Annotated in this window: 8 protein-coding genes; 5 read left to right on the top strand and 3 right to left on the bottom strand. The window is 63.4% G+C overall.

Annotated features, from left to right (window positions below; genetic code table 11):
• Positions 1-53: 53 nt before the first annotated feature.
• Positions 54-968, bottom strand: a complete 915-nt coding sequence (locus ACLEJP_RS07520) for a LysR family transcriptional regulator (RefSeq protein WP_440805201.1) — start codon at positions 966-968, stop codon at positions 54-56.
• Between the two features lie 191 nt (positions 969-1,159).
• On the opposite strand from ACLEJP_RS07520, the gene ACLEJP_RS07515 reads away from it, so the two are divergent.
• The 5 genes from ACLEJP_RS07515 to ACLEJP_RS07495 all read left to right on the top strand — a co-directional run bounded on the left by ACLEJP_RS07515 (position 1,160) and on the right by ACLEJP_RS07495 (position 9,829).
• The gene (locus ACLEJP_RS07515) at positions 1,160-3,496 is read left to right on the top strand and encodes a TonB-dependent receptor (protein ID WP_440805200.1); all 2,337 of its coding nucleotides are present in this window, start codon (positions 1,160-1,162) and stop codon (positions 3,494-3,496) included.
• A gap of 17 nt (positions 3,497-3,513) precedes the next feature.
• Complete coding sequence (locus ACLEJP_RS07510) at positions 3,514-5,190, top strand: aryl-sulfate sulfotransferase (protein WP_440805199.1); 1,677 nt, start codon at positions 3,514-3,516, stop codon at positions 5,188-5,190.
• 338 nt (positions 5,191-5,528) lie between these two features.
• The gene (gabD, locus tag ACLEJP_RS07505; RefSeq protein ID WP_170027787.1) at positions 5,529-6,971 is read left to right on the top strand and encodes an NADP-dependent succinate-semialdehyde dehydrogenase; all 1,443 of its coding nucleotides are present in this window, start codon (positions 5,529-5,531) and stop codon (positions 6,969-6,971) included.
• Positions 6,972-7,153: 182 nt separating this feature from the next.
• Positions 7,154-8,431, top strand: a complete 1,278-nt coding sequence (gene gabT, locus ACLEJP_RS07500; protein WP_225779984.1) for a 4-aminobutyrate--2-oxoglutarate transaminase — start codon at positions 7,154-7,156, stop codon at positions 8,429-8,431.
• 138 nt (positions 8,432-8,569) lie between these two features.
• Entirely contained in the window at positions 8,570-9,829 is a 1,260-nt protein-coding gene (locus ACLEJP_RS07495; RefSeq protein WP_440805197.1) for an HDOD domain-containing protein, read from the top strand.
• Between the two features lie 115 nt (positions 9,830-9,944).
• On the opposite strand, the gene ACLEJP_RS07490 is transcribed toward ACLEJP_RS07495, so the two are convergent.
• Positions 9,945-10,973 (bottom strand): GGDEF domain-containing protein, encoded by a 1,029-nt coding sequence (locus tag ACLEJP_RS07490; RefSeq protein WP_440805195.1) that lies wholly within the window; start codon positions 10,971-10,973, stop codon positions 9,945-9,947.
• Positions 10,974-11,074: 101 nt separating this feature from the next.
• Positions 11,075-12,259 carry a delta-9 fatty acid desaturase DesA gene (desA, locus tag ACLEJP_RS07485; protein ID WP_440805194.1) on the bottom strand — a complete coding sequence of 395 codons (1,185 nt, stop codon included), beginning with the start codon at positions 12,257-12,259 and terminating at the stop codon, positions 11,075-11,077.
• Positions 12,260-12,343 lie beyond the last annotated feature (84 nt).

The following is a 12,343-nucleotide window of genomic DNA, read 5'->3' as shown; positions in this document are numbered from 1 at the left end:
TTGAATCTGCGTACGCCGTACTTTCCGCGAAACCGGGCCAAGGCACCCGCCCTCTACATCTCGGTATCACAGGCAATCAACTGCCTGACCAACCCCTGCGCCAAGGGCGACAAGCCATAGCCCACGCGGCTCACCACGCCATAACGGGTATAGAACGCTTCTTCCTGCTCCGGCTTGAGGCCGGCCAGCTGCAACGCCACCAACCCTCCCTCACGCTGATACGGCCGCAGGTTGGCATTGCAGGCGATGCCGATGGTGTCCGAATGCAACACCACATTCAGCAGCGCATAACCATGCTCGCACTCCACCGACGGCAGGAAATCCTGTCGCCCGCTGAGGTCGCTGAGAATCTTGCGGATATTCGGCGGGCGGAAGGTGGTGGCCAGCGGGTAGTCGAACAGGTCCCGCGCCCGCACGCTATCGCGCTCGGTCAGCGGGTGCCCGGCGCGGCAGCAGAAATGCCAGCGCTGTGGCGTCAGCTTGTGGACCTGGTAGTCCGGGTCGGATTCGAACTGGCGGGTGTCGGCAACGAAGAACTCGATCTCCTCGGCTACCAGCTTGCGGTTGAGTGCCTGCCAGTTATCCACCTGGAAGCAGGTACGCGCCGCCGGGTACTCAGCGACGAAGCGCGCGACCGCGCGCGGCACCAGGCCACCGGCTGGCGCCGGGCCGGAACCGAAACGCACCACGCCAGTGGTGGCGCCGTTGAACTGGTGAATCTCGTTGACCAGGTTGTGCGCGCCGTGCACCAGTCGCCGTGAATGCTCCAGTACCAGCAGGCCCTGGCGGGTCGGTGCCAGTTCCTTGCTGGCCCGGTCGACCAGGCGGCAGCCGATGTTGTGTTCCAGGGTCTGGATACTTCGGCTGAACGCCGACTGCGAGAGGTTAACCGCAGCCGCCGCAGCGACGAAGCTGCGGTGCTCGACGAGGGCAATGTAGTGGCGCAACTGACGGAGATCGATATGCATTTTTTACATTGAAACTTTCGGTCGAATGCAATTGCTGACAAGGGTTAGCCCCCTTATAAAGGGTGTCACTTATTCCACAAAATATGAATTCAAAATATTTATATTTCTTAAAAGAATATAAGCCCGACTGACCGCGATTCGGTTCCGCCAACGGAAATGCTCGCCAGGGCCTCGCCTCAAGGAGCATTTGCATGTCCGGATTTTCCCGTTGGCCTGTGCGCGCGTCGCGTTTCACCTTGCAACCCCTGGCCGCCGGCGTGCTGCTGGCAGCGTCCAGCGGCAGCTTCGCCGCCGAGCCGGTCACTGCTACCCCAGCGCTAGAGCAGGAAGCCAAGCTCGGCACTGTCACGGTCAATGCTCGCCGTCGCGAAGAAACCGCGCAAAGCGTACCCGCGCCGATCAGTGTGCTTGACAGCGAAACCCTGGAAACCCAGCGCATCTACCGCGTGCAAGATCTGCAACAGCTGGTGCCAAGTACCAACGTCGCTTATGTGCATGCGCGCCAGTCGAGCATTTCGATTCGTGGCCTGGGTAACAACCCGGCCAGTGACGGCCTGGAGGGCAGCGTCGGCATCTACCTCGATAACGTCTACCTCGGCCGCCCGGGCATGGCCGTGTTCGACCTGCTCGATGTCGAGCAACTGGAGGTGCTGCGTGGCCCGCAAGGCACGCTGTTCGGCAAGAACACCACGGCCGGCGTGCTCAACATCACCACGCGCAAGCCGACCTTCCATCGCGAGGGCAGCATCCAGCAATCGATTGGCGAAGACGGCTACCTGCAGACCCAGGGCAGCTTCTCGGGGCCGATCAGCGAAACCCTGGCCGGGCGCATCAGCGCCTACCGGACCGAAGACGACGGCTACGTGAAGAACATCCATGATGGCGAAGACCTCAACGGCGGCAAGCGCCAGGGCTTTCGTACCCAGTTGCTGTTCCAGCCCAGCGACACCTTCAACCTGCGCTGGATCGGCGAGTACAACGAAGAGGACTCGGACAACGGCATCCTCAGCCTGTACAGCACCGGGCCGACCATCAATGGTGTCAACCGCTACGAAAGCCTGGCCGCGCAGGCGGGTGCGACACTGGTGTCGGGCAAGGATCGCAAGGTCAATTTCGACGCCGACCAGCAGGTAACGGTGTTCCAGGGCGGTACCTCGGTCGAGGCCAACTGGACCCTGCCCAACGACTTCACCCTGACCTCGATCACTGCCTACCGTTGGTGGGACTTTACGCCGCGCAACGACGACGGCCTCAATGTGCCGGTGTTCTACAGTGCCGGGGTGTCGGTGCGCGACAAGCAGTATTCCCAGGAAATTCGCCTGGCTTCGCCCACCGGCGGAGCCTTCGACTACGTACTGGGCGCCTACTACTTCAAGCAGGACCTGGACAACAAGTCCTTCACGTTTTACGGGCCGCAGGCGGATATCTGGAACATCACGCCGGCCGGGGCCCTGGCCAACGTCGACACCATCGGCAACGGCCATATCGATACCGACAGCTACGCCTTGTTTGCCCAAGGCACCTGGCACATCACCGAGCGCCTGGACTTCACCGCCGGCGTCCGCGGTACCTATGAAGAAAAGAGCGCCTGGGTAACCCGTGACGCACCGACCGGCGGTGCAGCCGTGACCGGTGCCGCCGCTGCCGCGCGCCAGGGCAGGGTCGGGGCCTATGACTCGGGCGACCTCAACCAGTACAGCTTCAGCCCCTCCGGCCTGCTTGGCCTGAGCTACCGCTTCAACGAACAATTGCTGGGCTACGCCACCCTGACCCATGGCGAGAAGTCCGGGGGCATCAACCTGACCGTTGGTGCTGCGCCACGGCTGGGCACCGATTCGCTGCTGGTTGGCACCGAGCGGGTCAACAACGCCGAAGTCGGCTTGAAAAGCACGCTGTTCGACGACCGCCTGCAACTCAATGCCAACCTGTTCTGGGCCGAAGTGCATGGCTACCAGGCCAACGTCTACGACCAGATCAACCGCGTGCAGTACCTGGCCAACGCCGGCAGCGTGCGCTCGCGTGGCCTGGAGTTCGAAGCCACGGCGTTGCCGATCCGTGGCCTCACGGTCAACTTCAACGGCTCGTGGAACGACGTGCGCTACACCGAGTATGAAGATGCGCCATGCCCACCCGAGGTCAGCCTGGCCAATGCCACCGCCACCTGCGACCTGTCAGGCCACCAGGTGGTGGGTGCCTCCAAGTACATCGCCAACCTCAACACCCAGTACAAGTGGCAGGCCACCGACCATGTCGAGCCTTACGTCACCGCCAGCTACGCCTTCCGCTCGAAGGCGGTTGGCACCATCGATGATTCCGATTTCGGCCAGATCCCCAGCTATGCACTGGTCAACCTGTCCGCCGGTGTGCGCCTGGACCAGGGCGATGGCGTGGTCGACCTGTCGCTGTGGGTAAAAAACGCCGGCGACAAGACCTACTTCACCAGCCTGTGGAACTCCGCCAACGGTGGCTACGCCGGCGTACTCGGCACCCCGCGCACGTTCGGCGCCACCGCCCGTTACGACTTCTGAGCACAAGGAGCTTTGCCATGAATGCCAAGACCGAAACCCCTGCATTGCCTGAAGGCGCCTGCCTGACTGCCAAGGTTCCCGAACCCGACGAAGCGCTGCTCGGCGACGTGGTGGTCAACCCGTACCGCCTGGCGCCGCTGACCGCGATCATCCGCGACGGCGGGCGTAGCCTGAGCGCCGCCCATGTGCGCGTGCTGGGGCGCGGTGAACGCGGTGTGGACATCGCCTACGAGGTATCCGACCGATCGTTGTGGACCTATGGCGGCATCCCGGTATTCGGCCTGTACCCGGATCACGTCAACCAGGTGGAAGTGACCTACAAGCTTGATGGTGAACGTATTCGCGAGCAGTACCAGATCTACGCCCCGGCGGTACGCTTGCCGGTGGTGGCGAAGCAGACCGCAGCATTGCCGGAAGTGCAGCCGATCAAGGTGGCGCCAGGGTTCGAAAAGCGCCTGTACCTGTTCAACCACCTGCTCGGTGATATCCCTGGTGGTCGCGCCTTCAAGTGGAATGCCTTGGGTGGCGCGGCGGAATGGGACCAGGTGGGCAACAACTGGATCGCCGACAGTAACGGTGACGTGCGCTGGTACCTGGACATCGAGCAGATCCACGACGCCAACCGCCGCGATGGCCTGGGCGGCACCATGGGCTTCCAGCAAACCCGCGACGGCAAGCTGATCTGGGGCCAGGGCCAGACCTATTCCAAGTACGACCTGCTTGGCCGGCGTATCTGGCAGCGCAGCCTGCCCGACAAGTTCGCCGACTTCTCGCACGAAATCCGCGAGACAGCCAACGGCACCTACCTGCTGCGGGTGGGCACCAGCGACTACCGCCGGCCTGACGGCAAGCGCGTGCGTTCGATCCGCGACCACATCATCGAAGTCAACGAGGCCGGTGATGTGCTGGACTTCTGGGACCTCAACCAGATCCTCGACCCGTACCGTGGCGACCTCCTGGAAACCCTGGGCAAGGCGGCGATCCAGTTGCCGCAAGGCGTGCAGAAGCAGGACGAGCGGCTGGCCAACGAACTGGCCGAAGGCGACTTGCCGTTTGGCGACACCCCGGGGGTCGGGACCGGACGTAACTGGGCGCATGTCAATGCCATCGACTACGACGCCGATGACGACAGCATCATCGTTTCAGCACGTCATCAGGGCGTGGTCAAGATTGGCCGCGACAAGCAGGTGAAGTGGATCCTCGCTTCGCCCCAGGGGTGGCCTGAGCGCCTGCGCGAGAAAGTACTTACCCCGGTCGCGGGCGAAGGCTTCGACTGGTCGTGGACCCAGCACACCGCCTGGCTGACCGGCAAAGGCACGCTGACAGTGTTCGACAATGGCTGGGGCCGGGACTTTGCGCCGACCCGGCTGACCGGCAACTACAGCCGGGCGGTGGAGTACCGCATCGACGAGGCCAAGGGCACCGTCGAGCAGGTATGGGAGTACGGCAAGGAGCGCGGTGACGAGTGGTACAGCCCGGTGACCTCGGTGGTGGCCTACCGGCCGGAGACCGACACCCAGTTCATCTATTCGGCATCGGTGAACTTCCTGACCCCGGAGAAACTGACCACCACCGTGCTCAACGAGGTGCGGCGCGGGACCCAGGAGGTGCTGGTGGAGCTGAAGGTGCACAGCCGGCAGCCGGGCAGCGTGGGTTACCGGGCCTTGGTGATCGACCTGGCCAAGGCGTTCTGATTCATCCCATTCGGGAGGGCCGTCGGTCCTCCCATCACAATTCCTTCAGCTCGTTCGTCTAACCTGTACTGGCCATTCGCGGGCACGCCCGCTCCCACAGGTACTGCACCGAATTCAAAACTGGTGGGGTACCTGTGGGAGCGGGCGTGCCCGCGAAGAGGCCGGCTGCCACAGCACAGAATCATGAAATTTCCGCCAGGCTGTTCAACCATTCGTTCTTTTTTTCGAACAGCCTATTGTCCAACACCCCAGCAGCCGCTTAGCATTCGTTTGAGATTTCAAACGCTCGATGCCTTGCCTTGGGCGCTTTTCAACAATCAACAATTCGGGAAGCCGACATGCAGCTCAAAGACGCTCAGTTGTTCCGCCAGCAAGCCTACATCAACGGTGAGTGGCTGGATGCGGACAACGGCCAGACCATCAAGGTGACCAACCCGGCCACCGGTGAAGTCATCGGTACCGTGCCGAAGATGGGCACTGCGGAAACCCGCCGCGCCATCGAAGCCGCCGACAAGGCACTGCCGGCCTGGCGTGCCCTGACCGCCAAAGAGCGCTCGGCCAAGCTGCGTCGCTGGTTCGAACTGATGATCGAGAACCAGGACGACCTGGCCCGCCTGATGACCACCGAACAAGGCAAGCCGCTGGCCGAAGCCAAGGGCGAAATCGCCTACGCTGCCTCGTTCATCGAGTGGTTCGCCGAAGAAGCCAAGCGCGTCTACGGCGACACCATCCCTGGCCACCAGCCAGACAAGCGCCTGATCGTCATCAAGCAGCCAATCGGTGTTACCGCGGCCATCACCCCGTGGAACTTCCCGGCCGCCATGATCACCCGTAAAGCCGGCCCGGCCCTGGCCGCTGGCTGCACCATGGTGCTCAAGCCGGCCTCGCAGACCCCGTACTCCGCCCTGGCCCTGGTCGAACTGGCCCACCGTGCCGGCATCCCGGCTGGCGTGCTGAGCGTGGTTACCGGCAGCGCCGGCGAAGTGGGTGGCGAGCTGACCAGCAACTCCCTGGTGCGCAAGCTGTCGTTCACCGGCTCGACCGAAATCGGTCGCCAGCTGATGGAAGAATGCGCCAAGGACATCAAGAAGGTCTCCCTGGAGCTGGGTGGCAACGCCCCGTTCATCGTGTTCGACGACGCCGACCTGGACAAGGCGGTCGAGGGCGCGATCATCTCCAAGTACCGCAACAACGGCCAGACCTGCGTTTGCGCCAACCGTATCTACGTGCAGGACGGCGTCTACGACGCGTTCGCCCAGAAGCTGGCCGCCGCTGTTGCCAAGCTGAAGATCGGTAACGGCCTGGAAGAAGGCACCACCACTGGCCCGCTGATCGACGGCAAGGCTGTGGCCAAGGTCCAGGAACACATCGAAGACGCCGTTGGCAAAGGCGCCAAGGTGCTGGCCGGTGGCAAGATCATCGAAGGCAACTTCTTCGAGCCGACCATCCTCGTCGACGTACCGAAGACCGCTGCCGTCGCCAAGGAAGAAACCTTCGGCCCGCTGGCGCCGCTGTTCCGCTTCAAGGACGAGGCTGAAGTCATCGCCATGTCCAACGACACCGAGTTCGGCCTGGCCTCGTACTTCTATGCGCGCGACATGAGCCGTGTGTTCCGTGTTGCCGAAGCGCTGGAATACGGCATGGTGGGTATCAACACCGGCCTGATCTCCAACGAAGTGGCACCGTTCGGTGGCATCAAGGCCTCCGGCCTGGGCCGCGAAGGTTCCAAGTACGGTATCGAGGACTACCTCGAAATCAAATACCTGTGCATCAGCATCTGATCGCACGGTAACGGTTTTACCTCTGCCAGCGGGGCGCGAGAGCGACGTCTCGCTGGCCTTTTTGACATCGCAGTACCTGGTGGCCCGGGCGTTCACGGCAGTCGATCAACGAATACTGTTCGCGAGCGCATCCAGCCACCCCCGAATAAAAGCGCCATTCAGAACGGCGCAATGAGGGCATTATGAGCAAGACCAACGAATCCTTGATGCAACGTCGTGTCGCCGCCGTCCCACGTGGCGTTGGCCAGATCCACCCGATCTTCGTCGATACCGCGAAGAACTCGACGGTGATCGACGTTGAAGGCCGCGAACTGATCGACTTCGCCGGCGGCATCGCAGTACTCAACACCGGCCACCTGCACCCAAAAGTGGTTGCAGCCGTGCAAGAGCAGCTGACCAAGGTCAGCCACACCTGCTTCCAGGTGCTGGCCTACGAACCTTACGTAGCGCTGTGCGAGAAGATCAACAAGCTGGTCCCGGGCAACTTCGACAAGAAGACCCTGCTGGTCACCACCGGCTCCGAAGCGGTGGAAAACGCCGTCAAGATCGCCCGTGCCGCTACCGGCCGCGCTGGCGTCATCGCCTTCACCGGCGGCTACCACGGCCGTACCATGATGACCCTCGGCCTGACCGGCAAGGTCGTGCCGTACTCTGCTGGCATGGGCCTGATGCCGGGCGGCATCTTCCGCGCCCTGTTCCCGAGCGAACTGCACGGTATCAGCGTTGACGACGCCATCGCTTCGGTCGAGCGTATCTTCAAGAACGACGCCGAGCCGCGCGACATCGCCGCGATCATCCTCGAGCCGGTACAGGGCGAAGGCGGCTTCCTGCCAGCGCCGAAAGAGCTGATGCAGCGCCTGCGCGCCCTGTGCGACCAGCACGGCATCCTGCTGATCGCCGACGAAGTACAGACCGGTGCTGGCCGTACTGGCACCTTCTTCGCCATGGAACAGATGGGCGTTGCGCCTGACCTGACCACCTTCGCCAAATCCATCGCTGGCGGCTTCCCGCTGGCCGGTGTGTGCGGCAAGGCCGAGTACATGGACGCCATCGCCCCGGGCGGCCTGGGCGGTACCTATGCCGGTTCGCCGATCGCTTGCGCTGCGGCCCTGGCCGTGATCGAAGTGTTCGAAGAAGAGAAACTGCTGGACCGCAGCAAGGCTGTCGGTGAGCGCCTGACCACTGGCCTGCGCGAAATCCAGAAGAAGTACCCGATCATCGGCGACGTACGTGGTCTGGGCTCGATGGTCGCTGTGGAAGTCTTCGAGAAAGGCACCCACACCCCGAACGCTGCCGCTGTTGGCCAGGTAGTGGCCAAGGCTCGCGAGAAGGGCCTGATCCTGCTGTCCTGCGGCACCTACGGCAACGTCCTGCGGATCCTGGTTCCGCTGACTGCCGAAGACGCGCTGCTGGACAAGGGCCTGGCGATCATCGAAGAGTGCTTCGCTGAAATCGCCTGATGTGACACGCTGCAGAAAAAACCCGCTTCGGCGGGTTTTTTTATGCCCGGAACATGCTCGGTGGCGCTATCGTTGTGGCAGGACTCGCTTGGCAAGCTGCAACGGACTGTATGTCAGGGATTTTCAGGAGTTTTGGCGATGAGCGCTGCGCACCCCTCCCCACCGAGTGTACTGATCGTCGAAGGTGACCCTTGGGTACGCGACATGCTCAGCGAAATGCTGCTCAGCGTGCGCTGCGATGCCCGCCTGCAGGTCTGCGCCGACGGCGAGCAGGCGCTGAGCGCGCTGTCGAGCAAGCCCGACCTGATCATCGCCGCGCGCGAACTGGCCGGTGTCGATGGCCTCGACCTGTTGCGCAAGGTCCGCGCCAAAGGCCCGGAGTTGCCGTTCATCCTGATGAGCAACCGCAGTGACAGCGCCAGCGTGCGCGAGGCACTGCCCCTGCATCCCACCGCCTACCTGAGCAAACCGTTGAATCTGGACAACCTGCGCAAGCGCCTGGAAGAGCTGCTGCTGGCGGTTGGCGAAGAGATCGCTTGCCCGGTGCCAGCGTTGCAGGCAGGTGCCAGCCTGCCGGCTTATCTCGAGCAGCGTCGTGCGAGTGCCGATGGCGGGCCGCTGATGGCTGATGTGCAGGCGGCGCTCAAGCGCGCCCTCAACCCCCAGGGCTTGAACCTGAAGGTGCTCGAAGAGCAAGTGCGTGACGACCCACAGATCACCGCTGTGCTGATCGCTGCAGCCAACAGCGCTGCGTTGCACCGGGAAGCACCGGTGCAGACCTTGCTGCAGGCGCTGAACAAACTTGGCAGCACCCAGAGCATGAACCTGATCCTGGGCATGACCCTGAAACGCAGCGCGCGTCTCAGTGACCCGCTGCTGGCGAAGCATGCGGCCCACTATTGGGGCCTTTCGCTGCACGCTGCCGAATATGGCCGCACCTTGGCGCGCCTGCTGGAACTGGACGAAGGGCGTTGCTACTGCGCAGGGTTGTTGCATTGCCTGGGTGACCTGGCAGTGCTGCGCTGTCTGCAGGAGTGGCGGCTGGCGGGTGGCGAGCTGGACGAGGGCCAGGTGCAGCGCTCGCTCGACGAGTTCGGTGCAGCGTTCGGCTCGGCGCTGCGCACGCGCTGGCGGTTGCCGTTGGCATTGCGCGAGCTGATTGCAGCGATCTACCAGTTGGGCGGCGGGGTGTATTCGCGGGAGATCCTGGCCATGAACCTGGCCGGGCAGTTGGCGCGGCTGCCGGCCGGGCTGGGGCTGGACAAGGTGGCCAGCAGCAAGACGGCGCGTTTGCTGAAGGTTGGCCTGCCGGAGCTGAGCCGGTTGCGCAAGGTGGAGAACCCGGAGGTGAAGCCGGAGGAAGAGCCGCCGGTGGCCGAGGCTGAGGTTTCCGGCTGAGGGTCAGGGGCCGCTTTGCCGCTCATCGCGACGCAAGGCCGCTCCTACACACCAGGTGCGGACACCTGTAGAAGCAGCCTTGTGTCGCGATCGGGCTGCGAAGCAGCCGCTCGGCTCAGCCACGCACGATCCGGTTCTTGCCCTGGCGCTTGGCCTGGTACATCGCCGCGTCGGCCCGCGCATACAGGCTGTCCAGCGCCACATCTTCATCGGTCAATGCAGTCACCCCCTGGCTTACCGTCACGCCGTAGGTGTGCTCGCCATGGCTGAAACTCAAACGCTGTATGTGCCGCTGCAAGCGTTCGGCAATCTGCTCGGCTACCAGCACGTTGCAACCAGGGAACACCGCGGCGAATTCCTCGCCACCAATGCGCCCGAACAGGTCGCCGCGGCGTAGCACGGCCTTGCCGCTGTCGGCGATGCGTTGCAGCACCTGGTCGCCTTCCTGGTGGCCGTAGCTGTCGTTGATGCGCTTGAAGTCGTCGATGTCCAGCAGCAGGAACGCCAGCGGCGTGCCTTCTTCGCGCGCGCTGTCGAAGGCTTGCTGCGCGCATTCGAAGAAATGCCGGCGGTTGCTGCTCTGGGTCAGCACGTCGGTAGTGGCCAACCGCTGCAGCTCGCCTTCGAGCTGCTTCTTTTCGGTGATGTCCTCGGCAATGCCGACGATGATCACCCGGTCGCCATCGCCTTGCTGGTTGATGTAGCACTTGTCACTCAGCCAGCGCACCTGGCCGTTGGCGTTCAGGATGCGGTACTCGCGGTCTTCTACCGAGCCCTTGACCAGCACCTGGGCCATGCTGCGCTCAGCGAATTCCAGGTCGTCGGGATAGATGCTGTCGCGCCACTCGTTGTAGTCGGCCAGTACCAGGCTGGCGGGGCGGCCGAAGATGCGCTCATAGGCGGGGCTGACGTACAGCACCTGACGGGTTTCCCAGTCGAAGGCCCACAGCACGGCATTGACGCTGTCGAGCAGCGCGCTGAACAACTGCTCGCGCTCGCTCAGGCGGGCAACTTCGCCCTGGGCATGAAGCAGCGCAAGCAAGGTCTGGGCGGCCTCGGGAGGTTGGGTGCCGGGCAGTGTCGTTGGAATGTTCTTGGCCATGTGCACGAAGCAGGTCTCGACGTGAAAGCGTGCGGCCAGCATCCGGCCCGCCACGCGGGGCGATGTGCCAGGTTCGAGTGGAAGCGACGGGGGGAAGTTCCGGGCGGCACGCCCTGCCAGGCGGGCGTGCCGATCAACGGTGGTCAGGCGCCGGTAGGGCGCAGCGAGTAGGTCTTGAGTTGCGCCGCGAAGTCGCGTAGGGCATGGATACCGCTGGTTTCGGCGTCGTGGACCCAGTCCTTCATGGCGGCCAGCATGTCGTGGCCGTTGGCGCTGGTGCGAGCCCAGATTTGCTGCAAAGCCAGGCGTTTTTCGTAGATGGTCTTCAGCGCCTGGCTGTGTGCGAGCATCGACTCGATGCGCACATGGTGGCGGTCCTGCAACAGGCTGGTCTCGCGCGACAGCAGGCGCTTGGCGCGGCGGAAATGGTGGCGCACCGAGGCATCGACGCGGGCCAGTTCCTGCTTGACCAGTGGGCCGATCACCAGCTTGCGGTACTGGGCCATGATCTGGAAGCGGTTGTTGAGGATGGCCATGGCCGTGTCCATGTCCAGGCTGGCCTTGCCCGCCACCCGGTGGGCGATGGGGGCCACGCGCTGCACCTTGGCCAGGCGCAGCAGGCAGAACAGGCGGATCCACGCCCAGCCCATGTCGAACTCCCAGCGCCTGACCGACAGCTTGGCCGAGTTGGGGTAGGTGTGGTGATTGTTGTGCAGCTCCTCGCCACCAATGACGATGCCCCATGGCACCAGGTTGGTGGCGGCATCGCGGCATTCGAAATTGCGGTAGCCAAGCGCATGGCCCAGGCCGTTGACCACCCCGGCGGCCCAGAACGGGATCCACATCATCTGAATCGCCCAGATGGTAATGCCGATGGTGCCGAACAGCAGCAGGTCGATCACCGCCATCAGCGCGATGCCGCCCAGCTTGTAGCGTGAGTAGAGGTTGCGCTCGATCCAGTCGTCCGGGCAGTTCTTGCCGTAGATGCGCAGGGTTTCCGGGTTGCGCGCCTCTTCCCGGTACAGCTCGGCGCCCTTGCGCAACACCGTGCCCAGGCCCTTGTACACCGGGCTGTGCGGGTCTTCGGGGGTTTCGCACTTGGCGTGGTGCTTGCGGTGCACGGCGGTCCATTCGCGGGTGTTCTGGGCCGTGGTCAGCCACAGCCAGAAACGGAAGAAGTGCTTGAGCACGCCGTTGAGCTCCAGGGCTCGGTGCGCGGAGTAGCGGTGCAGGTAGACCGTGACGCTGACGATGGTCACATGGGTCATCAACAAGGTGATGCCGACCAGTTGCCAGGCCGACAAGTCGAGCAGGCCGTTGTACCACATAGGTGCAGATACCCTCGGAATGCAGGGGGAAAAGGGGGATTATCCCTTGGTGGGGAAATAAAACCAGTCAACCGTTCAGATAGG

The organism is Pseudomonas sp. SMV7 (assembly GCF_052041995.1).
Taxonomy (GTDB): Bacteria; Pseudomonadota; Gammaproteobacteria; order Pseudomonadales; family Pseudomonadaceae; genus Aquipseudomonas.
Note: the sequence above shows the minus strand (reverse complement) of the source record. Positions and strands in the feature narration are given on the sequence as shown.